This is a genomic window from Bradyrhizobium sp. NBAIM18, from assembly GCF_020193825.1.
Lineage (GTDB): Bacteria > Pseudomonadota > Alphaproteobacteria > Rhizobiales > Xanthobacteraceae > Bradyrhizobium > Bradyrhizobium yuanmingense.
Genome location: NZ_JADYVO010000001.1, coordinates 93,525 through 116,847, shown reverse-complemented (window position 1 = coordinate 116,847; position 23,323 = coordinate 93,525). Strand labels below are relative to the sequence as shown.

The window sequence follows — 23,323 nt, the reverse complement described above, 5'->3', positions numbered from 1 at the left end:
AAGACTGCCGGGAGTGAAAATTGGCCGAGCCGAAGCCGCAAAACGCTGTTCCCAAGCTGCTGAATGCAGCCTGGGTTCGGCCGTTCTTGTTCCTGGTCTTCATCGTCGTCGCCTGGGATCTCGCGATCCGGCTGTTCAGAATCCCCGCGTACCAGATCCCGGCGCCGCTCGACGTCGTCGCTGTGCTGCGCACCGAATGGCCGGAGCTGCTGCGCCAGTCCTGGCCGACCACCTATGCGACCGTCTGCGGCTTCCTGCTGTCGGCGCTGTTCGGCATTCCCGTCGCGATGCTGATCGCGGGCTCGAAGACGGTGGAGAGCTATATCTATCCGCTGCTGGTGTTCTCGCAATCGGTGCCGAAGATCGCGATCGCACCGCTGTTCGTGGTCTGGTTCGGTTTCGGCATCATTCCCAAGGTGATCTCGGCGTTCCTGCTCGGCTTTTTCCCTGTGGTGGTCTCCGCGGTGCAAGGCTTCAAGTCGGTCGACCCCGACATGGTCGATCTCGCCCGTGCCATGCAGGGCAGCCGCCTGCAGGTGTTTCGCGCGGTGAACCTGCCGCATGCGCTGCCGGCGATCTTCTCCGGCCTCAAAGTGTCGGTGACGCTCGCCGTGGTCGGCGCGGTGGTCGGCGAGTTCGTCGGCTCCAATTCCGGCATCGGCTACGTGATGCAGCGCTCGATCGGCACTTTCGACCTGCCGACGATGTTCGCGGCGCTGGTGATCCTGGCGCTGCTCGGCGTGGTCCTGTTCTGGATCGTCGACCGGATCGAGAAGCTGGTCATTCCCTGGCATGTCAGCCAGCGCGAAGACGTGATTTTCGCCTCGTAACTAAACAACGATCGGCCACCAACGGTCGACGCAACCAACGGCAAGGGAGAGTGACGATGAGGAAGTGGATTGGAGCTGCATCCTTAGCACTGATGGCGTTCGCAGCCGTGCCGGCGCAGGCCGCCGACAAGGTCGTGCTGATGCTGAACTGGTACGTCTATGGCGAGCACGCGCCGTTCTATTACGGCAAGGCTAAGGGCATCTATGCGGCTGAAGGCATCGAGCTCGAGATCCAGGAAGGCCGCGGCTCCGCTGCGACCACGCAGGCGGTTGCCGCCAAGACTGCCGATTTCGGCTATGTCGACGTCCCCACCATGATGCGCGCCGCGATCAAGGGCGCGCCCGTGGTCGCAACCGGCGTGCTGCTGCAAACGAGCCCGATGTCCGCCATGGGCTTCGCCGACAAGAACATCAGGAAACCGGAAGACATCAAGGGCAAGACGGTGGCGATCACGCCGGCGGACTCCATGACGCAGATCTGGCCGCTGTTCCTGAAGAAGACCGGCCTGAAGGAGAGCGACTTCAAGACCGTCGCCGGCGACGGCCAGACCAAGCTCAATGCCGTCATCAACGGCCAGGCCGATCTGTTGCTCGGCTACGTCATGGACCAGTCGATGAAGATCAAGGACGCCACCGGCAAGGATGTCTATCCGATCAAGTTCGCCGACTACGGCATCAACATGGTGTCCTCGGGCGTCATCGCCAATACCGACTATGTGAAGGTCAATGCCGATCTCGTCCGCCGCTTCATGTCAGCGACCACGAAAGCGGTCGAGGCCGCCGAGAAGGAGCCGAAGGCCGCGGCGCAATCGATCCTCGATGCCAACCCCAAGGGCGGCAAGATCGACACGCTGACGCAGGGTTTTGAGCTGACCATCCCGCTGTACCGGACCGCGGAGACCAAGGGCAAGCGGCCGTTCCAGGTCACCGACCAGAACATGACCGAGACCGTCAATCTGCTGGTCGAATATGGCGGCCTTGACGCCAAGGCCAAGGAGAACCCGAAGGCTTTCTACACCAGCGATTACCTGCCGAAGAGCGGCTCGTGAAACCTGCGACTGTCATGACTGAAACCGCGCAGCCGGCCGCTCGTCTGAGACTGGTGAGCGACCGGGCTGCCGGCGATGCGTCGGGCATCAAGCTGTCGGGCGTGTCGAAGACCTACCGGACGCGCGACGGCGACGTGCCGTCGCTGCGGCCGCTCGACTTCCACATCAATGACGGCGAGTTCTTCGTCGTGGTCGGGCCAAGCGGCTGCGGCAAGTCCACGCTGCTCAAATTGATCTCGGGCCTGCTGGCGCCGACCACGGGCGAGATCCTGGTCGAGGGCCAGAAGGTGACGACGCCGCACGGCAATGTCGGCATCGTGTTCCAGAACGCGCTGCTCTTGCCCTGGCGCAACATCCTCTCCAACGTGATGCTGCCGATCGACATGAAGCGCCTGCCGCGCCAGGAATATCTCGACCGCGCCAAGTCGCTGCTGAAGCTGGTCGGCCTCGAAGGCTTCGAGAAGAAGCTGCCCTGGCAGCTCTCCGGTGGCATGCAGCAGCGCGCCTCGATCTGCCGCGCGCTGGTGCATGATCCGAAGATCATGCTGATGGATGAGCCGTTCGGCGCGCTCGACGCGCTGACGCGCGAGCGCATGAATGTCGAATTGATGCGGATCCAGCGCGAGACGAAGAAGACCGTGCTCCTGATCACGCATTCGATTCCGGAAGCCGTGTTCCTCGCCGACCGCGTGCTGGTCATGACCGAGCGCCCCGGCGCGATCGCGGCGATCTACGACGTGCCGCTGCCGCGCCCGCGCTCGCTCGACGCGATGGCGGATCCGGTTTTCACCGAGCTCGTGCAGCGCATCCGCAAGCATTTCTTCTCGCAAGGTGCGCTGGATTAGGGCGATGGCGTCAACTCCGAACTTTCGGCCGTCATGGCCGGGCTTGTCCCGGCCATCCACGTCTCGCTCCGCCCGGCAAAGAACGTGGATGCCCGGGACAAGCCCGGGCATGACGACCTTCATAGGACTATGTCGGTGCGCCTGAAGCTGCGAGACATCGCCTTCTTCGAACGTCCCGTGCAGTTCGCGCGGCCATTCCGCTTCGGTGCGATCACGATCAACGCGACGCCGCAGCTGTTCGTGCGGGCCGAGATCGAGGTCGAGGGCCGGGGCACCGCCATCGGTGCCAGCGCCGAGCTGCTGGTGCCAAAGTGGTTCGACAAGCGGCCGGAATTGTCGCCGGCGCAGACGGTCGACGGCTTGCGTCGCTCGCTGGAGATCGCGCGCGGACTCTATCTGGCGCGGACCGGATACCAGACCGCGTTCGATCTGCATGCCTCGTGCATCGGTGCCCAGGTCGCGACCTGCGCGAAGAAGAATATTCCGGCTCTTGCGGCGGCTTATGGCCCCGCGGAGATCGACAAGGCCATCCTCGATGCGCTGCTCCGCGCCGTTGAGACCAGTTTCTTTGACGGAATGGCCGCGAACATCGCTGGTATCGACGCGCGGCTTTGTCCTGACCTGAGCGAGCGGGACATCAGGACGTTTCTCTCCGGCCGGGTGCCGCTGGAGCGTGTTGCCATCAGGCATACCGTCGGCCTTGATGACCTCGTAGAAGGCGAGGGCGGCGTTGCCGATCCGCGTGAGAATACCGGCGCACGCTATTTCAAGCTCAAGCTGTCCGTCGATCCGGCTGCCGATGCAGCGCGGCTTGCGCGGATCGGCAAGGAGCTCGACACGCTCGGACGCGACTACAGAGTGACGCTCGATGCCAACGAGCAGTATGCGGATCTCGCCGCGTTGCAGGCCTTGATGGACCGGCTCGATCATGACGCGACGCTGCGCCCGATCGCCACGCGCCTGCTCTATGTCGAACAGCCGATGCCGCGCGACATCACGCGGCAATCGCCGCTCGGCTCGCTCGCCGCGCGCGGCTTCATCATCGACGAGGCCGACGATTCCTACGATGCGTTCCCGGCAGCGCGGGCGCTCGGCTATCGCGGCATCTCCTCGAAATCCTGCAAGGGCCTCTACAAGTCCATCGTCAATGCCACGCGCGCGGCGAAATGGAGTGTGGAAGGCGAGACCTTGTTCGTGACAGGCGAGGACCTGACCTGCCAGGCCGGTCTCGCCGTGCAGCAGGACCTCGCGCTCGGCGCCTTCATCGGCATCACCCATGCCGAGCGCAACGGCCATCACTATGTCGACGGCTTTGGCGAGGCGCCGGCCGCCGAAGCTGCGGCCTTCGCGGCCGCACATCCCGATCTCTATGCCGATGCCGGGCAGGGCATCCGCCTCTCCATTCACGACGGCGATCTCCTGACGGGATCGCTTCACACAGCAGGCTTTGCCACCGCGGTCCATCCGGACTGGTCGGCGCTGCGCCCGCTCGAACAGCCAACACCAATTCAGGAGCAATTGGCATGACCACCCAACGCCTCGGCCTCATCATGAACGGCGTCACCGGCCGCATGGGGCTCAACCAGCATCTGATCCGCTCGATCGTCGCGATTCGCGACCAGGGCGGCGTCCGCCTGAAGAACGGTGACCGCGTCATGCCCGATCCGATCCTGGTCGGCCGCAATGCCGAGAAGGTCGAGGCGCTGGCCAAGCGCTACAACATCACGCGCTGGACCACCGATCTCGATGCCGCGCTCGCCGACAAGAACGACACCATGTTCTTCGACGCCGCGACGACGCAGGCGCGCCCCGGCTTGCTGACCCAGGCCATCAACGCGGGCAAGCATGTCTATTGCGAGAAGCCGATCGCGACGAATTTTGAGGAAGCCGTCGAGGTCGTGAAGCTCGCCAATGCCAAGGGCGTCAAGCACGGCACGGTGCAGGACAAGCTGTTCCTGCCGGGGTTGAAGAAGATCGCCTTCCTGCGCGATTCCGGCTTCTTCGGCCGCATCCTCTCGGTGCGCGGCGAATTCGGCTATTGGGTGTTCGAAGGCGGCTGGCAGGAAGCGCAGCGGCCGTCCTGGAACTACCGCAGCGAAGATGGCGGCGGCATCATCCTCGACATGGTCTGCCATTGGCGCTACGTGCTCGACAACCTCTTCGGCAACGTCCAGAGCGTCAGCTGCATCGGCAACACCGACATTTCCGAGCGCTATGACGAGCAGGGCCAGAAGTACAAGGCGACCGCGGACGATTCCGCCTACGCCACCTTCCAGCTCGAAGGCGGCATCATCGCCCACATCAACATGTCCTGGGTGACGCGCGTCTATCGCGACGACCTCGTCACCTTCCAGGTCGACGGCACGCTCGGCTCGGCGGTCGCGGGCCTCTCCGACTGCATGATCCAGGCGCGGCAGGCGACGCCTCGGCCGGTGTGGAATCCCGACGAGAAGCGGCTGCACGATTTCTACGGCGACTGGCAGAGGGTGCCCGACAACGTCACCTACGACAACGGCTTTAGGGAGCAATGGGAGATGTTCATCCGCCACGTCTACGAGGACGCTCCTTACAAGTTCACCCTGCTCGAAGGCGCCAAGGGCGTGCAGCTCGCCGAATGCGCGCTGAAGAGCTGGAAGGAGCGGCGCTGGATCGACGTCGCGCCCATCAAGGTGTGACATTCCGATGCTCATGATTTCGTCATTGCGAGCGAAGCGAAGCAATCCAGACTGCCTCCGCGGAAAGACCCTGGATTGCTTCGTCGCTTCGCTCCTCGCAATGACGGAGAGAGGACCAAAATGAACAAGCCAGTCCAACCGATGTCATCCCTGTCGCTGAAGCTGCCCAAAGCCGATCGCTCGATCGAGACCTATCGGCTCGCGGCCTCGCGCACGTTCCCCGCAAAGCTCGAAGGGCCGCTGAACCGCATCGCCTTCTCGGCCGTGCACACGGTCGCCGATCCCTTCGCCGACAACGATCCCTGGCTGTCGGTTGCGGTCGACTGGGACAAGACCATCGCCTTCCGCGAGCACGTCTGGGACCTCGGCCTCGGCGTTGCCGAAGCCATGGACACCGCGCAGCGCGGCATGGGGCTGGACTGGCCGACCTCGCTGGAGCTGATCACGCGCTCGGTCGCCGCCGCCAAGCGCCGCAACGCGCTGGTGTTCTCCGGTGCAGGCACGGATCATCTCGCAGTGGAGGACGCGAGAAACCTCGACGACGTCATCCGCGCCTATGAGGAGCAGATCTCGGCAGTGGAGAAGGTCGGCGGCCGCATCATCCTAATGGCCTCGCGGGCCCTGGCAAAACTCGGTCGCAATGCCGACGATTACGCCAAGGTCTATGACCGCGTGCTTTCGCAGGTCCGTGAGCCCGTTATCATCCATTGGCTCGGCGACATGTTCGATCCGGCACTGGCGGGATATTGGGGCACCGGGGATCTCGACAAGGCCATGGACATTGCGGTCGCCATCATCAACGGCAACGCCGCCAAGGTCGACGGCGTCAAGGTCTCGCTGCTCGACAAGCAGCGCGAGATCGACATGCGTCGCCGCCTCGACAACCGCATCAAGATGTATACCGGCGACGATTTCAACTACGCGGAGCTGATCGCCGGCGACGAGCAGGGCTTCTCGCATGCGCTGCTCGGCATCTTCGATGCTATCGCGCCGGCGGCGTCCTACGCGCTGTCGCGGCTGGCGGCAGGCGACGAAGCCGGCTTCCACGACGTGCTTGGCCCGACGGTCCCGCTGTCGCGTCACATCTTCAAGGCGCCGACGCGCTTCTACAAGACCGGCGTCGTGTTCATGGCCTATCTCAACGGACACCAGGATCACTTCACCATGGTCGGCGGACAGCAGAGCACGCGTTCGACGTTGCATCTCGCCGAGCTGTTCCGTCTGGCCGACCAAGCCGGTCTGCTCGCCAACCCTGAACTCGCGACGCAACGGATGAAAACCGTGCTCGCCACCCACGGTATCGAATCCTGATGCGCGATTTTTCGTCCGACCACCGCTGGCTGTCGCTGAACACGGCGACCGTCCGCAAGCAGGGTGACCTCGTCGCCATCATCGAGGCCTGCGCGAAGCACGGCATCCGAGCCATCGATCCCTGGCGCGACCAGGTCGCGAACGTCGGTCTCGACCGCGTCGCGCGCGCGGTGCGCGAGGCTGGCCTTGATCTCTCAGGCTATTGCCGCGGCGGCATGTTCACCTCGGATGTCTCGCGCCGGGGCGAAGTGCGCGACGATAACAGGCGCTGTGTCGATGAAGCCAAGGCACTGGGCGCGCCCTGCATCGTCCTCGTCGTCGGCGGCCTGCCGCAATATTCGCGGCCGGGCAGTGAGGCTTCGAAGGATCTGGTGGCAGCGCGCGGGCAGGTCGAGGAAGCGCTCGCCGACATGCTCGACTACGCGAGGCAAGCCAAGCTGCCGTTGGCGATCGAGCCGTTGCATCCGGCCTATGCGGCCGACCGCGCCTGCGTGAACACAACCAAGCAGGCGCTCGATATCTGCGACCGGCTCGACCCCGGCCGCACCGGCATGCTCGGCGTCGCGCTCGACGTCTATCACATCTGGTGGGATCCGGAGCTGATGGACCAGATCGCACGCGCCGGCCGGGACCGCCTGCTGGCGTTCCATGTCTGCGACTGGCTGGTGCCGACCAGGGACATCCTCAACGACCGCGGCATGATGGGCGACGGCGTCATCGACATCAAATCGGTGCGTGCAGCGGTCGAAGCGCAGGGCTTTGCCGGCTATTCCGAGATCGAGATCTTCTCCAACGAATGGTGGGGCAAGCCGATGGACGAGGTGCTGAAGACCTGCATCCAGCGACATCGGACGGTGGTGTAGTTGCCTCGAGTGTCTCATGAAAAGTCAGACGATTGCGCTATCATTGATTTTACCGTCGAATCCCGGACTATCACTCGTCAATTCGATCTGCGAAGCTCTGCCGACACAAATGCGCTTGCGACCAAGCAGGCGCGGAGGGAGGTTCGCAGTGGAGAAAGTGCGACGCTTGCGTGCGATGAGCTCACTGTGCCGTCAACAGGCCGCGTACAACAGCATGAACAAATGGAAGCTGCTCGCAGAGGCAGAATACTGGGATCATCTGGCTGACCTCGAGCTATCTTCCCATTTCCAACAATGCAACGCCATTGGCTTGAATGAGGTAGAGCAGCCTCAAGCGATCACAGACGCGAAGTGCTGAGCGGAAGACGAGTTCCGCCGCGCGAGGACAGAAAGGCCGTGTACTCATAAAAGGAAGGTCGGGCTGATCGTCCAGAGCAGCGCTGCTTGTGACCCACAGCGGAATTGCTCGTGTTCAGATCCAATAACGCAAGTAGAGGGTTGCCGTATCACCGGTGTGCTCGCTGTAAGGCAACGTCTGAAGCTTGAAAAGACGCGCGATCATGATCGGGTAAGCTCCTCCATGAGCGCCTTGGCGGAACGAAGGTCCGGCGTTTCGAAACCTTCCGTAAACCAGCCGTAAACCGAGCCAAGAAGGCACCGCGCGTTGGCCGTCCTTCCCTGGTCGCGCCAAAGCCGAGCCAAACTCATTGCGGCACGTAATTCAAAGGACTTTGCGCTCTGGCTTTGGGCGATCTTGAGCGCAGTTTGCAAAAACCCCTCGACCTCGTCAGCTGGAGCACCACGACAGCGGTGCAGTTCACCGTCGATGCATGCAAGTTCTGCCTCCCACATATGCTCGTCGCTGCGCGCAGCAAGGGCCTTTGCTTCCGCAAGGGTAGCGACGCCGTTGTCGTAGTCACCTAAGTTGAGGTAGGTGGCCGCGAGCATCCACAAGTACCGAACCTGATACCAACTGGCCCCGAGCCTGTTCCGCTCATTCAGACTGAGGCGCATGAGCGCCAGGCCGGCCTCCACGTTGTCCTCTTGCGCCATTGCCCAGCCCCGCAGGACGAGGCCGCTCACGCGCCAATAGTTTAAGCTGTTCTGATCGGCGAGACGGATGATGGCGTCGGCATGCGCATGTACGGCCGCCACGTTCCCAATTAGCTCCGCAAGAGCCGCCTCGCCATAGACCTGCACATGCGCGGTAAGGTTCGTCTGATTCAACTCCATTGCGTATTGAGATGCGTCACGGCTAATCCGCTGAGCCTGTTCGGGGTAACCAAGAACCCAAAGCACAATTGCCAAGTAGGGTAGCGCTGAGGCCTTCGGGTCATGTACGTAGTGCACAGGCGGCGGCCGATGCTCCTCTGGCTGATAGCGACTCAAGATCGCTTCTAGCTCCGAGCGTGCGGTCAGAAAATCACCGGCATGCATTGCGGTGAGCGCGGCCAGACGATGTGTAGCCAATTCCAGTGCTGTGTGCCCGGTGCGCTCGGCGGCGCGCTGCGCTTCGGCAACGAGGCTCTGCATGGCAGCAAAGTCGCCACGCACAAAGTGGAAAATGAATTTGCCGCTAAGGGTGGAAAACAAGGCAACCGTGTCGTCCAGCTCATAGCAGAGCGCATGAGCCCTGCTGAAGGCTGTGCCAAGCTGCGGAGCCGTGTATCCGTGAATGGCGATCAGTGGACCTCCGATTGCTGTTTGCAGAGCGAGTTCCTGGCGATCGCGCTCCGGCCCTTGTGGATTGGACTTGAGTGCCTCCAGTCCCCTTGTGAGATGAGTGATCGCTTCGAGATTGGCGGAACGCGCGGCCGCAATACGGCCGGCCCGCAGCCAATAGTCCACCGCCTTTCCTGCCAGTCCACCCTCGGTGAGATGTAGAGCGATTGTCTCCGGCTCCGCCTCCGCACGGGCAGGGTAATGTTGTTCGAGAGCTGCAGCTATGCGGGCATGGATCTGCTGCCGCTTGCTCTTCAGGAGGCTCTCGTGCGCGATGTCCTGCACCAACGCATGTTTGAAGCTGTAGGCAACATTCGGAGGTACGCCACGACGGAATATCAGTTCCGCGGCCAATAGATCATTGAGAGCATGCTGGAGCGCGTGCTCTTCGAGTGCCGTTACAAGGCGCAGAAGATCGTGTCCGAATTCGCGTCCGATGCAAGCTGCAATCTGGGCAACTTCCTTGACCGGCGCCAATCGATCGAGGCGGGCCATCAAGGAGTCCTGGAGCGTCGTCGGGATTGCCAGCGGCGGTAGTGGGCCGATCAACTCATAGCGGCTGCCCTGATCTTTGAGCAGCCCGGATTCGACGACGGCCTTGGTGAGCTCCTCGACGAACAACGGCACGCCGTCGGTCTTGGCCAAAATCTGCTCAAGCACCTCCTGAGGGAGCATTTTGCCGCCCGTGATCCGGTCAATGACTGCCGCCCCTTGCCTACGTCCCAGCCGGCTTAGAAAGAGCGCTGTCACATGTCCATGACCCGTCCAGCGCGGAATGAACTCGGGCCGGAAGGTAACGATCATCAAAATCGGAAGTCGCTGCGCCTCGTCGACAAGCCGATCGAGGAATTCGAGCATAGTAGGGTCTGCCCAATGGACGTCCTCGTAAACGGCAAGCACTGGGTGTCTTGCCGCCAAGCCTTGTATTTGTTCCAGAAGGGCCTGGAAGGTTCGCTCCTTCTTCTGGTGCGGACTAAGTGCAAGGGGCGGGTATCTCTCCCCGGTCGGGATTGCCAAGAGATCCGCGAGAACCGGCGCGCTCTCATGCACATCGTCCGCGCCAAGAGCAAGCATGGCCTCGAGTTTATCGAGCTGTTCGTCGAAAGCGTCCTCCCGCCGTATTGCCGCTGCCCGTTCAAGGAGGCCAACGACGGGATACAAGGCGGTGTTGGTATGAAATGGTGAACAGAAATGGCTCAGCGGCGTGTGCGGCACACGTGCGACCTGGTCGCGTAAGGCTCGCACGAGCCGCGACTTGCCAATGCCGGCTTCGCCGCCGAGCAGGACGATCTGTCCTTCCCGCTCCTTTGCCTGCTCCCAGCGATCCAAGAGCAATGCAAGTTCTTCATTCCGTCCGACCAGTGCAGTCGTTGCCATGCCATGCTGGGCCTCGAACCTGCTCTCTGCTGCGCCTTCACCAATGACAAGCCACGCCTGCACCAGTTCCGGGAAACCCTTGAGAGGCACCGTGCCGAGGTCGTGGTACGTGAATGCTTCGCCGAGTAGGCGGCGGGTCGACTCGGCAATGACCACATCACTTGGCTTGGCCAGACCCTGCAGTCGGGCGGCTAGGTTTGGTGTCTCGCCTATGACTGCGCGCTCGCGAGCCTCTCCCTCGCCAATCAGCTCGCCGACCACGACCAGACCGGTTGCGATGCCGACGCGGGCGGCGAGCGCTGCACCACCCGGTTCGGTAAGGGATGCGACCGCCTTGGTCACTCGAAGCCCAGCGCGAACGGCGCGCTCCGCCTCGTCTTCGTGCGCCCGCGGCCAGCCGAAATAAGCGAGAACGCCATCGCCCAAGAATTTGGCTATGTGGCCTTCGAATCGGGCGATCTCGCCCACCACGGTGTTATGGTAGGCCTGCAAGAGGTCACGCAGCTCCTCGGGATCGCGCCCTGAAGCAAGTGCCGTCGAGCCGACCAGGTCGACGAACATAACTGTGAGCTGCCGACGCTCCGCGTCCGAAGGGATCGATGGCCTTGCGTAGTCGGCAGGTCCGTTGGCCTCGACAGCCACGGGAGCGATCGGAGCGAGTGCATGGATTGCCCTTAGCACAGCCTTGCGCGGGCCGAGTGGCAAGCCAAGCTCCCGCAGATCGGCTTCGGTCAGTTCTGGCAAAACCTCGGACGTTATTTCAGCGTCACAAAACGTCTTTATGTAGCGCTCAAGCCCGAGACCGCGAAGCCATTGCGCGATATCCACGGTAAGCCTCCTCGTGCCGCAGCAGGCAACGGTCAGCTCAATTGAAAGTATGCAATTTCAGCTTCAGCGAACCATCTGCCTGACGCTCAAACACGTGGGTTGCGATCCCGCCTGCAGGTTGGCTGGCGCCATCCGCTGTCTTACCGTTGGCGCTCCAATGGGCCGTGCCGTAGACGATCTTCTCATCTCCGCCGGCGTCGATGACGACCAACCTGTGATCGGCGAATCCGCTTGAAAACAGCCCAGCAAAGAAGCTCTCGATCTCTGTCGGACCGGATATCACTTGATGCGTCGGCGGCAACAATTTGGCGTCTGGCACGTAAGTCGCCGCGATAGCCCTGGCATCTGCTTTGTTGAATGCTGAATCCCACGCGGCGTACGCCGCAGCAATGTCGTGTTTTATGGAGGAAGCTAAGGCTGTCATGATCCCTCCCTCAATCGCGGGCTTGCTTTCGTTGGAGAACGATTACGTCACCTGACGTCGTTCGACCGCTGCAAATTGCAACGAGGGAACGCGACGCCCTCATTGGCCTGCGACCTGTTGCAGCCTGTTGAAGCGCGCCTTCTGCTCGCTGCTCAGCGTGGCATAGAACTCGTCCAGAGCGGGTTCGACCAGCTTAGCGGCGGTCAACATGGCCTCGAGCCGATGCTGCATCGTCTCCAGCCGTCCTACCGGTGTCAGCGGCGCATCGTTCGGACAGGCTGCCTGTAGGCTTTCAACGCCCTTCGCCGTCGCTTCACTGAGGCGGTCGAGCGCCTCCTTCTGCTTGCCGGCCGGGTGGAGCACAGCCTCGATCCTCTGGATCGGCAACTGCGTCAGCCCGGATTTCGGATCGCCACAGCCCTCGCTACTCGCCTCCTGCTGCTGCGGCGAGCGCGCGCCGACATTGGGGCCAAGCGCGTTGAAGCGGGCCTGCTGCTCGTCACTGAGCGAGCTGTAGAAATTCTCCAGTGCCGGTCGAACGATCTTGACGGCTTCAAGCGTCGCGCTGATGCGGTTCATCATCGCGCGCAAGCGGCCAGGGGGAGTCAGTGCATAAGTCTCCGCGCAGGAATCCTTGAACACACCGGCAGCGTTGGCCGCTGCCGTCTTCAGCTCATCCAACAATGCGCGTTGCTCCGGCGTCGGCCGCACCGCCTGTGCGATATCGGCAAGCGGCCAGGCGGTCACGCCCTTGTCCGGCGTGGCACACAATTGCTGAAGCGTCTGCGGGCTCACGCTGGCACGCTGGCGCGCGCGGTAGCCGCCGCCGGCTTGAGGGTAGTCATACGGGTTGGTGCTGGCATAAGCGGAGTAAGGGCCGTCACCGCCCCAGAACACGGTGTCGACGAAGTCGTCATAGGCGTAGGCCCAATATCCGGGCTCGTAGCCATAGGACCAGAATGTGTAGTTGAAGATGTCGGAATAGGCGTAAGGCCAGAACACGGGCCCAAGCCAAGCCACGAACACCGCGGGATGACGGTGACGCCAGGCCTGCCGGGGTGCCCAGCCGCTTTGGCGCGTGACCAGAGCCGCTTGGGTCAGCACAGTGGACTGCTCGCGGAAGCGTTCCGCAAACCGTCCGCGCTCGGCGGCCTGCGCAGCGGCTGCAAGTGCCGGAGCGCGCTCCGCCGGAGCCTGCAGCCCAAGCCGCTGCTGGCGCGCCAGATCAATTTGCTGCGCGCGCTGCTCACGGCCGAGCAAGCGATTCTGCGCCTGGAGCAGTCGCTGCTGTGCGCGTAGCGCTTGCACGCCTTCCGGCTTTTGCGATTGCAATTGCTGCACCCGCTGCTGCAGGCGTTCGATGCGGGCCTGGCGCTCCGTTGTCTGGCGCGACAGCATTTCGCGCTGCCGTTGCTCCACCTGCTGCGAACGCTGTTGCACGCGTTGCTCGCGCTCCAGAAGACGGCTCTGCGACTGCAGCAACCGTTGCTGCTGTTGCTGCGCCCTTGCGCCTTCCGGTTTCTGCGATTGCAGTTGCTGCACGCGCTGCTGCAAGCGGTCGATGCGGTCTTGGCGTTCCGCGGATTGGCGCGAAAGCATCTCACGCGGCGGTCCCGAACGCTCGCTCACGGCGGGGGGTGCACTTGGGCGCGAAGGGGCGGCGATCTGCGGCGCCGGCCGCGGCGCCATCGCCGGACGTTGCGGCGCTGCCGGCGGGCGCTGGAATTCGCGCCGGGGCGCTGCCACCTGCGGGGCGGCTCGGGGGGCACTGATTTGTGGGGTCGGACGCGGTGGCGGTGAGGCGATGTGCGGCGCCGGACGTGGCGCCATCGCCGGTCGCTGCGGCATGGCTGGCGGCGCGGCGGGACGCGCCATGGCTGGCGGAGCCGCCGGACGGGCCATGGCTGGCGGAGCGGCCGGACGTGCCATGGCTGGCGGTGCTGCTGGCGGTGCGGCTGGACGAGCCATAGCCGGTGGTGCTGCCGGGCGTGCCATGGCCGGTGGTGCTGATGGCGGCGCTGCGGCTGGTCCTGGTGGTCCTCCACCCCGTCCGTGTCCGTGAGGTCCCTGAGCCGACGCGCTCGTCGTCAGCATTGAGACGCCAACCAAAACAGCCGTCAGGCAAACGCCACGCGGAAGCATGATCCTAGCTCCCAACTCGTAATCGCCCACGACTTTCAACGCACAGACCGTGGAATCGTTCGTCCTTGGCCACGGCCGGCATTGCGATCTTCCGACGCAGCCAGTCTCAAGAGAAATCCTGCGTCAGGATCGCGGCGAACCGCTCCAGCGCCCAGTCGACCTGGTCGCTTGTGATCACGAGCGGCGGGGCGATGCGGATCGTATGCTCATGGGTATCCTTGGCGAGGATGCCCTTGGCCTGGAGCGCCTCGCAGTAGCGGCGTGCCCGCCCGGCATCGGGATGCAGCTCGACCGCCAGCATCAGGCCGCGCCCGCGCACCTCGCGGATCGTATTGGCGCGAATGTCCTTCAAGCCCTCCAGAAAGTGCGCGCCTTGCCTCGCCGCGTTCTCGATCATGCCTTCCTCGACCAGCACGCGCATCGCCGCGCGGGCCACGGCGCAGGCAAGCGGGTTGCCGCCGAAGGTCGAGCCGTGCTGCCCGGGCCTCAATGTCCCGAGCACAGCGTTGTTCGAGAGCACGGCCGAGACCGGATAGAAGCCGCCGGACAGGGCCTTGCCGAGCAGCGTCACGTCCGCCTCAATTCCCTCGTGCTGTTCGGCGAGCAGCTTGCCGGTGCGACCGAGCCCGGTCTGGATCTCGTCGAGCACCAGCATCACGTTGTTGGCGGTGCAGAGCTCCCGGACCTCAGTGAAATAGCCGGCCGGAGGAATGACGACACCGGCTTCGCCCTGGATCGGCTCGACCAGAAAGGCGACCGTGTTTGGGTTGATTGCTTCCGCAAGGGCCGCGGCGTCGCCGAACGGGATGATCTTGAAGCCCGGCGCGAACGGCCCGAAGTGTCCGCGTGTCTCGGGGTCGGTTGAAAAGCCGACGACGCCCAGCGTGCGTCCGTGGAAATTGTTGGCACAGACGATGATCTCGGCTTGGCCGTCCGGCACGCCCTTTACCTCGTAGCCCCATTTGCGGACCGACTTGATCGCGCTTTCCACCGCCTCGGCGCCGCTGTTCATCGGCAGCACTTTGTGGGAACCGGTGAGCGCGGCGATCTCCTCGTAGAACAAGGCGAGCTGGTCGTTGTGGAAAGCCCTCGAGGTGAGCGTCAGCCTGTGCGCCTGTTCGACCATCGCCGCCAGGATCTTGGGGTGGCAGTGGCCCTGGCTGACCGCCGAATAGGCGGACAGGCAATCGAGATAGCGGTTGCCTTGGGTGTCCCAGACCCAGACACCTTCGCCGCGCGACAGCACGACCCCGATCGGCTCGTAATTTCGGGCCCCGAAGCGCGCTTCTGTCGCGATGAAATCAATGACCGACGAGCTCATCTGCCGTCACTCCATTGCTGCGCGCGGGGGCGTCAATCGACTGCACCGGCGGGTCGCGCCCAAATGAATGTGGGTATCGGTTTGTCAGCTCGGAAGCCTTGATGCGCCGATGGCGCGGCGCGGCCTCATAGTCCCGAAATGTCAGGTGGTTCTGCCGGGCCACAGGGCACCGTTCCGCGACCCAGGCTCTACTGTGCATGGGGTTGTTTTCGCAGTTTGGTTGCCGCCCCTCAGCCAAGCGCGCAGGGCACGCTCAAAAAGCCGCGGAACCGCACCCGTCCGCCGCGCACCGGCTGACCGCTGACGGCATAGTTCGGAAAGCGCGCCAGGAAGCGCGAGATCGCAATCGCCCCCTCCAGCCGCGCCAGCGCCATGCCTGCGCATTGATGCGCGCCGGTGGCGAAGGCGAGGTGCCGGTTCGGCGCGCGCGCGATGTCGAAACGCTCGGGGTCGGGAAACTGCGCGGGGTCGCGATTGGCAGCCCCGATGCACAGCGTCACCGACGTGCCGGCATCGAGCATGACGCCGCCGAGCTCGACCTTCTCGGTGGTCATGCGGTTGCCGAGCTGGTTGGAGCTCTCGTAGCGCAACATCTCCTCGACCGCAGTCTTGATCATGTCCGGGTTCTCGATCAGGCGCTGCTTCTGGTCGGGATGGCGGTCGAGCGCCACGAGGCCGTGGCCGATCAGGTTCGTGGTGGTCTCGTGCCCGGCATTGAGCAGGAAGATGCAATTGTGCAGCAGCTCCTTCTCGGTCAGCCGCTCGCCGTTCTCTTCCCCCTGGATCAAACGCGTCAGCACGTCGCGCTCGGGATTGCCCGGCTTCGCGCGCCGCCGCGACACCAGCGTCTGCAGATAAGCGAGGAAGTCCGCCACCGCCTTGTTGCCGCGCGCAGCTACTTCGGGCGACACTACAGGTTCGAGAGCACCCAGGATCGCCAGCGACCAGTCGCGCAGCGGCCCGCGCTCCTCGTGAGGCACGTCGAGCAGATTGCCGATCACCTCGATGGGAATCGAAGCGGCAAAATCCTCGATCAGTTCGCAAGCGCCCTTGGTTTCGATGGCATCGAGCAGGCCGTCGACCAGCTTGATCAGGTCCCCCTCCATGCTGGCGATCGCGCGCGGCGACAGCGCGCCCATGATCAGGCGGCGCACGCGGGTATGGGACGGTGGATCGTTGAACACGAGGCTCGTGGTGTGGTGCTCGTAGAGCGGGGTGTCCCCGTATTTCGGCGCGAACTCGCGCTTCTTGTCCGAGCTGAACGACTTCGTGTTCTTGTAGGTGGTGACGAGATCGTCGTAGCGGGTCAGGAACACGGTGCCGCTCCGCAGGCGCTTGACCGGCTCGTTCTCCCGCAGTGCACGATAGGTCGGATAGGGGTTGTCGTAGAACTCCGGCGTCAGCTTCTCGAGATCGAAGCTTGCCGCTAGCGCCTTCGCATCTGCGTTCATCCCGTTATACTCGCCGGTTAAAGCCGATATGCCGTTTTTGTTGTTCTGGTCGGCGCATGCATGCGTCTACAGTCTTTCTACCTTGCTAGCCGACCGGACAGGAAAATGCACGCACGCGCTGACGCTGCCGACACGGCGCCGAACTGGCCCGACGATATTTTCGCGACCCTCCAGCGCTTTGACGTCCGGCAGGTGCCTTACGTTCCGGACGCCGGTCATTCCAAGCTGATCCAGCGCGTATTGGCCTCCTCCACCATGCGCGGCATTGCGCTGACGACGGAGGAGGAAGGCGTGGCGCTGCTCGCCGGCGCCTGGGCGGGCGGACAGCGCGGCGTGCTGCTGATGCAATCGAGCGGCGTCGGCAATTGCATCAACATGCTGTCGCTGATCCCGATCCTGCGCTTTCCGTTCCTCACGCTCGTGACGATGCGCGGCGAGTGGGGCGAGTTCAATCCGTGGCAGGTGCCGATGGGCTCGACCACGCAAGGCGTGTTCGAGCTCTCCGGCGTCAAGGTGCTGCGCGCCTCGCACGCTGCCGAGGTGCCTGCCGTCTTGGAAGCGGCCGCGGCGCAGGCCTACAACGCGCTGACGCCAACCGCCGTCCTTCTGTCGCAGCGCCTGATCGGCGCCAAGGTTTTCACCAAATGAGCAAGGCCAATCTCCTCGACCGCCGGCAGGTGGTGTCCACGTTGCTGGCGAACCGCAAGAATGTCGTCGCGATCGGCGGCCTTGGCGCTTCCACCAACGACATGTGCGCCGCCGGCGACCACGCCCGCAACTTCTACCTCTGGGGCGGCATGGGCGGCGCCGCGATGATCGGGCTGGGTCTGGCGCTGGCGCAGCCGAAGCTGCCGGTATTGGTCATCACCGGCGACGGCGAGATGCTGATGGGCATGGGCAGCCTTGCCACCATCGGCCTGCAGAAGCCGGCCAACCTCTCGATCGCAGTGCTCGACAACGAGGCCTATGGCGAGACCGGCGGCCAGACCAGCCACACCTCCGCCGCCGCCGACCTCGTCGGCATCGCCAGGGCTTGCGGCATTAACGACAGCCGGGCTGTCACGACCATGGCCGAGGTCGAGGCCTTCGCCAAAGCCGTCCACGACGTCTCTGCGGGTCCGCGCTTTGCCAATGTGAAGATCGACAGCGCCGGCCTTGAGCGGATTCTGCCGACGCGGGACGGGACCTACATCGTCAACCGGATCCGTGCTGACCTCGGCTTTCAGCCGATCTAGGCGGTCCGTCCATCCCCGAACGCCTGCACGCGGGCCGTGCAGGCTCGACCAATTTCCATTGATTCTAGGTCGCACGCAGGTTGCGATGCAACATAGTGCTTGACTCCTGCGTGGGTGAGTGCTTACTCACCCAGCATGAGCTCATTGCGTATGACGAGCGACCTGAGGCGTCAATTGATCCTCGGCGCCGCAAAGCGCTGCTTTGCCCGACACGGCTATAACGGCACCACGACCAAGAGCGTGGCGGCCGCCGCTGCCATTTCTGAAGCGCTGCTGTTCAAGCATTTCCCGTCCAAGGCGGCGCTCTACGCCGAGATCCTCAGCGACGAATGCGAGGCGGATCCCGCTCTGATGGAGCTGCTCGAGCGCGAGCCGTCGACGGCTACGCTGGTCGAGGTGATCCGCGGCATGGTCGAACACTTCCTCCAGATCGCCGACGGTCCCGATCAGGAAGAGGCCCAGCGCCTGCGGCTAATGGCCACGAGCCATTTGGATGACGGCGAATTCGCCCGATTGCTGTATGCCAAGATCGAGACGCTGATCGGCGCTGTCTTCGTCGCCTCGCTCGAGCGTGCGGTTGCGAGCGGTGACGCGCGGCCCTGCGCTGGCGATCCGCTCAACCTGTTCTGGTTCGCGCATCATGCGGTGATGACCGCGGCGCTGACCAGGCTGCCAGCCACGCCCTGTCTTGCTTACGGCAGGGCGACCGACCTGGAGCGGCAGCTCTGTGAGTTTCTCCTGAGGGGTATCGGACTTAACGACGCCGCAATTGCTTCGCATCTGGGCCGCAATCAGGCCGCGGATGCGAACCAGGCGGCGATTGCAGAAAGTGCATGACATGAACATCGTGGCCGAAAACAAGATTTCGGGGCAACCGATCGACAACAAGGCTCCCAAGCGTCCCGTCCGGCCGGTGCGCTGGTTCATCATCGTCGGCACGCTTCTGGCCGTGCTCGTCGGCGGGCTCGTCTGGTTCAACTCTTTCCGCGGCCAGATGATCAAGCAGTTCTTCGCCAACAACAAGCCGCCGCCGACCCCGGTCAGCGCAGCCGAGGCGAAGTCCGAGGTGGTGCCGAACCTGCTCACCGCGGTCGGCAGCCTCGTCGCCGTGCACCAGGTCGACGTCAGCGCCGACGTCAACGGCCGCGTCACCGAGATCAAGTTCCAGCCGGGCACGCGCGTCGAGGCCGGCACGCCGCTGGTGCAGCTGTTCGACGCGCCGGAGCAGGGCGACCTCGCCAATTACAAGGCGCAGGCGACCGTCGCGCAGCTGTCGCTTGATCGCGCCAAGCAGCTGGCCTCGCGCCAGTTCGGTCCGCAGGCGACGGTCGATACCGCGCAGGCTGCCTACGACCAGGCCCAGGCGGGCATCGCCAAGACCGAAGCGTTGATCTCGCAGAAGCTGGTGCGTGCGCCGTTTGCCGGCGATCTCGGCATGCGCAAGGTCGAGGTCGGTCAGTATCTGACCGCCGGCACCGCGATCGTTTCGCTGACCGATCTGTCGGAGCTGTGGGCCAACTTCACGGTGACGGAAAAGGATTCCGGCAGCCTCAAGGTCGGCCAGACCGTCCGGCTGAAGGTCGATGCCTATCCCGGCCGCACCTTCGAGGGCAAGATCACCACGATCGAGCCGCAGATCGCCACCGACACCCGCAACATCCGCGTGCAGGCGACGATCGCCAATCCGGAGAAGATCCTCAAGCCCGGCATGTTCGTGACCACGACGGTGGTGCTGCCGGAAAAGCCGGCCGTGATCACGGTGCCTGAAACGGCGGTCGATTACACCCTGTACGGCGACTCGGTGTTCGTGATCACCGAGAAGAAGGAAGAGGACGGCAAGACCAGCCTGTCGGCGGTGCGCACCTTCGTGCAGACCGGCACTCGCGTTGAAGGTCGGGTCGAAATCGTAAAGGGCCTGAAGCCAGGCGACAAGGTCGTCGCTCTCGGCCAGCTCAAGCTGCAATCGGGCGCGCCGGTGTCGATCTCGACCGACCCGACCCCACCGATCCCAGCGCAGCCGCCGCGCTACTGACGCATGCACTCACGTGATCCGGCCCGGCCGGATGACGTCTCTTGAGACATAGAATCGAGATCGCCCGCGATGGCCTTTACCGACATTTTCATCAAACGACCGGTCCTGTCGGTCGTCGTCAGCCTGCTGATCCTGCTGATCGGCCTGCGCGCGGCAATGGTGCTGCCGATCCGGCAATATCCGAAGCTGTCGAACACGGTCATCAACATCACGACCGTCTATCCCGGCGCGTCCGCAGATTTGATCCAGGGCTTCATTACCACGCCGATCGAGCAGGCGGTCGCCTCCGCCGAGGGCGTCGACTACATCACCTCGTCCTCGGTGCTCGGCACCTCGACGATCCAGGTCTACATCAAGCTGAATTTCGATCCGAACCAGGCGCTCACCGAGGTGTTGGCGAAGACCAATTCGGTGAAGTACCTGATCCCGAAGGAATCCAACGACCCGATCGTCACCAAGACCACGGGCCAGACCACGGCCGTGATGTATCTCGGTTTCTCCTCGGACGAGCTGTCCGGCTCGGCGATCTCCGACTATCTGACGCGCGTGGTGCAGCCGGTGCTGTCGACCGTCGATGGCGTGGCCTCGGCCGACATTCTGGGCGGCCAGACCTTTGCGATGCGGCTGTGGCTCGATCCGGTGAAAATGGCGGGCCGCAACGTATCGCCGGCGGACGTTGCGGCGGCGATCCAGGCCAACAACTTCCAGTCCGCGGCGGGCCAGACCAAGGGCTATCTGATCGTCTCGAACGTCTCGACCAATACGGGCCTGACCAACGTCGATCAGTTCAAGAAGATGATCGTCAGGGCCAAGGACGGTGGCTTCGTGCGGATGGAGGACATCGCTACCGTCGAGCTTGCCGCCCAAAGTACGGACGCCAGCGTCGCCTTCAGCGGCGAGCGCGCGATCTTCATTGGCGTGCAGGCGACGCCACAGGGTAATCCGCTGACGCTAGTGAAGGGCGTGCGCGCGCTGTTTCCCGAACTCGAGCGCAACCTCCCGCCCTCGATGAAGATGAAGGTCGCCTACGACTCGACCAAGTTCATCCAATCTTCGATCGACGAGGTGCAGAATACATTGGGCGAAGCCGTGATCATCGTGATCGTGGTGATCTTCCTGTTCCTGGCCTCACTGCGTTCGGTCATCATTCCAGTCGTCACCATTCCGCTGTCGATGATCGGCGTCTGCACCTTGATGCTGGCGCTGGGCTTCAGTTTCAATCTCCTGACGCTGCTCGCGATGGTGCTGGCGATCGGCCTCGTCGTCGACGACGCCATCGTCGTGGTGGAGAACATCCACCGCCACCTGGAGGAGGGCAAGACGCCGGTCCAGGCCTCGCTGCAGGGCGCGCGCGAGATCGTGGGCCCCGTCATCTCGATGACCATCACGCTCGCGGCCGTGTACGCGCCGATCGGCTTCCTCGGCGGCCTCACCGGCTCGTTGTTCCGCGAGTTCGCCTTCACGCTTGCGGGCTCGGTGATCGTGTCGGGCGTGATCGCGCTGACGCTGTCGCCGATGATGTGCTCGGTGCTGCTGAAAAACGCCGAAGAAGGCCGGTTCGCCAAGCTCGTGAACCGGGTGTTCGGTGCGATGACGCGCTGGTACGGCCGCAAGCTCGATCGCTCGCTGGACTACAAGGCCGTCACCGGCCTGTTCGCGCTCACGATCCTCGGCCTTGTCGGCTTCCTCTACATGAACACCTCCAAGGAGCTGGCGCCCGAGGAGGACCAGGGCATCGTGTTTGCGGTTACCAAGGCGCCGAAATACGCCAACATCGATTATCTCGACTTCTACGGCGAGAAGCTCGACAAGGAATTCGCCAAGTTCCCCGAGACCGATCTGCGCTTCGTGCTGAACGGCATCAACGGCCCGCAGGGCGGCATCGCGGGCATGCTGCTCAAGCCGTGGGACGAGCGCACGCGCTCGTCGATCCAGCTGAAGCCGCTGGTGCAGGCCGAACTCTCCAAGATCGAGGGCGTGCAGGCCTTCGCATTCAACCTCCCGCCGCTGCCGGGCGGACCGGGTGGCTTGCCGATCCAGATGGTGATCAACTCCACCGCCGGCTTCCAGACCGTCTATGAGCAGATGGAGAAGCTGAAGGATGCCGCGCGCAAGAGCGGCATGTTCATCGTGTCCGACAGCGATCTGGCCTACAACCAGCCCAACGTCGAGGTGACAATCGATCGGGTCAAGGCCCAGGATCTCGGCGTCAACATGCAGAATCTCGGCGGTACGCTCGCAGTGCTGCTTGGCGGTAACTACATTAATCGGTTCAACCTCGAGGGCCGGTCTTACCAGGTGATCCCACAGGTCCCTCGCGCCAAGCGGCTGTCACCTGAATCGCTCGCCGGCTTCTATGTTACGACCAACACCGGCCAGCAGCTTCCGCTGTCCACGGTCGTTTCGATCAGAACAAAGACCGACCCGAACTCGCTGACCCACTTCAACCAGCTCAATTCGGCGACGTTCTCGGCCGTTCCGATGCCGGGCGTGACGGTCGGCGCTGCAGTGGACTTCCTCGAAGGCGAGGCCAAGAAGCTGCCGGCAGGCTTCAGCCACGATTATCTGGCGGATAGCCGCCAATATGTGCAGGAAGGCAATCAGCTTGCCATCACCTTCGGCTTCGCGCTGATCATCATCTTCCTGGTGCTGGCAGCGCAGTTCGAAAGCCTGCGCGACCCGCTGGTCATCATGATCTCGGTGCCGATGGCGATCGTCGGTGCGCTGATCCCGCTCTTCTTCGGCATGGCGACGATTAACATCTACACCCAGGTCGGTCTGCTCACCCTGGTCGGCCTGATCACCAAGCACGGCATCCTGATGGTGGAGTTCGCCAACGAGCTCCAGGTCAACGAGCGGCTCGACCGCCGTTCGGCCATCGAGATGTCGGCCCGCATCCGCCTGCGGCCGATCCTGATGACCACGGCCGCGATGGTGACCGGCCTGATCCCGCTCCTGACCGCGACCGGCGCGGGCGCGGCCAGCCGCTTCTCGATCGGTCTGGTCGTCGTCGCCGGCATGTCGATCGGCACGCTGTTCACGCTGTTCGTGCTGCCGGCCGTCTATGTGGTGCTGGCGACCGACCATCGCGCGGCGGCCGATTCCGAGCGGAACAAGCAGATCGACGAGCTGGACCTCGATTCAAAGGTGCTGCGGCCGACCTGAGGCCGCTGGCAGGCTAGTCCGGAGAGGGCGGCAGCGGTGATCCGCTGCCGCCC

19 protein-coding genes are annotated in these 23,323 nt (G+C 63.6%); 14 read left to right on the top strand and 5 right to left on the bottom strand.

All coding sequences use genetic code 11. The features are described 5' to 3' along the window. Positions 1–20: 20 nt before the first annotated feature. The 8 genes from I6F17_RS00525 to I6F17_RS00490 all read left to right on the top strand — a co-directional run bounded on the left by I6F17_RS00525 (position 21) and on the right by I6F17_RS00490 (position 7,931). A complete protein-coding gene (locus I6F17_RS00525; protein WP_225123674.1) occupies positions 21–830 on the top strand; it encodes an ABC transporter permease in 810 nt (269 codons plus the stop codon). Positions 831–886: 56 nt separating this feature from the next. Next, a complete protein-coding gene (locus I6F17_RS00520; protein ID WP_225123673.1) occupies positions 887–1,879 on the top strand; it encodes an ABC transporter substrate-binding protein in 993 nt (330 codons plus the stop codon). A 14-nt stretch (positions 1,880–1,893) separates the two neighbouring features. Beyond that, complete coding sequence (locus I6F17_RS00515) at positions 1,894–2,724, top strand: ABC transporter ATP-binding protein (protein ID WP_225123844.1); 831 nt, start codon at positions 1,894–1,896, stop codon at positions 2,722–2,724. Positions 2,725–2,853: 129 nt separating this feature from the next. Further along, positions 2,854–4,251: a hypothetical protein gene (locus I6F17_RS00510; RefSeq protein ID WP_225123843.1), complete on the top strand. Its 1,398-nt coding sequence runs from the start codon at positions 2,854–2,856 to the stop codon at positions 4,249–4,251. Beyond that, positions 4,248–5,399, top strand: a complete 1,152-nt coding sequence (locus tag I6F17_RS00505) for a Gfo/Idh/MocA family oxidoreductase (RefSeq protein ID WP_225123672.1) — start codon at positions 4,248–4,250, stop codon at positions 5,397–5,399. Before I6F17_RS00510 ends, I6F17_RS00505 begins: the two co-directional genes overlap by 4 nt. A gap of 120 nt (positions 5,400–5,519) precedes the next feature. Next, on the top strand, positions 5,520–6,710 hold the full coding sequence (locus I6F17_RS00500) for a dihydrodipicolinate synthase family protein (RefSeq protein WP_225123671.1): 1,191 nt from the start codon (positions 5,520–5,522) through the stop codon (positions 6,708–6,710). Continuing rightward, positions 6,710–7,573 (top strand): sugar phosphate isomerase/epimerase family protein, encoded by an 864-nt coding sequence (locus I6F17_RS00495; RefSeq protein WP_225123670.1) that lies wholly within the window; start codon positions 6,710–6,712, stop codon positions 7,571–7,573. The genes I6F17_RS00500 and I6F17_RS00495 overlap by 1 nt, the downstream gene beginning before the upstream one ends. Before the next feature lie 148 nt (positions 7,574–7,721). Beyond that, on the top strand, positions 7,722–7,931 hold the full coding sequence (locus I6F17_RS00490) for a hypothetical protein (protein ID WP_225123842.1): 210 nt from the start codon (positions 7,722–7,724) through the stop codon (positions 7,929–7,931). Positions 7,932–8,131: 200 nt separating this feature from the next. Here the strand turns inward: I6F17_RS00490 and I6F17_RS00485 are convergent, their stop codons facing one another. The 3 genes from I6F17_RS00485 to I6F17_RS00475 form a co-directional block, all read right to left on the bottom strand. Continuing rightward, a complete protein-coding gene (locus I6F17_RS00485) occupies positions 8,132–11,500 on the bottom strand; it encodes an adenylate/guanylate cyclase domain-containing protein (protein WP_225123669.1) in 3,369 nt (1,122 codons plus the stop codon). A gap of 37 nt (positions 11,501–11,537) precedes the next feature. Further along, positions 11,538–11,924: a DUF4440 domain-containing protein gene (locus tag I6F17_RS00480; protein ID WP_225123668.1), complete on the bottom strand. Its 387-nt coding sequence runs from the start codon at positions 11,922–11,924 to the stop codon at positions 11,538–11,540. Between the two features lie 99 nt (positions 11,925–12,023). Next, complete coding sequence (locus I6F17_RS00475; RefSeq protein ID WP_225190399.1) at positions 12,024–13,523, bottom strand: Spy/CpxP family protein refolding chaperone; 1,500 nt, start codon at positions 13,521–13,523, stop codon at positions 12,024–12,026. A 197-nt stretch (positions 13,524–13,720) separates the two neighbouring features. On the opposite strand from I6F17_RS00475, the gene I6F17_RS00470 reads away from it, so the two are divergent. Then, complete coding sequence (locus I6F17_RS00470; RefSeq protein ID WP_225190398.1) at positions 13,721–13,894, top strand: hypothetical protein; 174 nt, start codon at positions 13,721–13,723, stop codon at positions 13,892–13,894. Positions 13,895–14,172: 278 nt separating this feature from the next. Here the strand turns inward: I6F17_RS00470 and rocD are convergent, their stop codons facing one another. Continuing rightward, positions 14,173–15,387 (bottom strand): ornithine--oxo-acid transaminase, encoded by a 1,215-nt coding sequence (gene rocD, locus I6F17_RS00465; protein ID WP_225129372.1) that lies wholly within the window; start codon positions 15,385–15,387, stop codon positions 14,173–14,175. 230 nt (positions 15,388–15,617) lie between these two features. Beyond that, complete coding sequence (locus tag I6F17_RS00460; protein ID WP_225129374.1) at positions 15,618–16,838, bottom strand: cytochrome P450; 1,221 nt, start codon at positions 16,836–16,838, stop codon at positions 15,618–15,620. 105 nt (positions 16,839–16,943) lie between these two features. On the opposite strand from I6F17_RS00460, the gene I6F17_RS00455 reads away from it, so the two are divergent. From I6F17_RS00455 to I6F17_RS00435, 5 genes are all read left to right on the top strand, one after another. Beyond that, the gene (locus I6F17_RS00455) at positions 16,944–17,486 is read left to right on the top strand and encodes a phosphonopyruvate decarboxylase (protein ID WP_036004713.1); all 543 of its coding nucleotides are present in this window, start codon (positions 16,944–16,946) and stop codon (positions 17,484–17,486) included. Further along, positions 17,483–18,073 (top strand): thiamine pyrophosphate-dependent enzyme, encoded by a 591-nt coding sequence (locus I6F17_RS00450; RefSeq protein ID WP_036043107.1) that lies wholly within the window; start codon positions 17,483–17,485, stop codon positions 18,071–18,073. The genes I6F17_RS00455 and I6F17_RS00450 overlap by 4 nt, the downstream gene beginning before the upstream one ends. A 135-nt stretch (positions 18,074–18,208) precedes the next feature. Beyond that, positions 18,209–18,910, top strand: a complete 702-nt coding sequence (locus I6F17_RS00445) for a TetR/AcrR family transcriptional regulator (protein ID WP_225129377.1) — start codon at positions 18,209–18,211, stop codon at positions 18,908–18,910. 1 nt (position 18,911) lies between these two features. Next, complete coding sequence (locus I6F17_RS00440) at positions 18,912–20,105, top strand: efflux RND transporter periplasmic adaptor subunit (protein WP_225129379.1); 1,194 nt, start codon at positions 18,912–18,914, stop codon at positions 20,103–20,105. Positions 20,106–20,174: 69 nt separating this feature from the next. Further along, complete coding sequence (locus I6F17_RS00435) at positions 20,175–23,270, top strand: MexW/MexI family multidrug efflux RND transporter permease subunit (RefSeq protein ID WP_225129381.1); 3,096 nt, start codon at positions 20,175–20,177, stop codon at positions 23,268–23,270. Positions 23,271–23,323 lie beyond the last annotated feature (53 nt).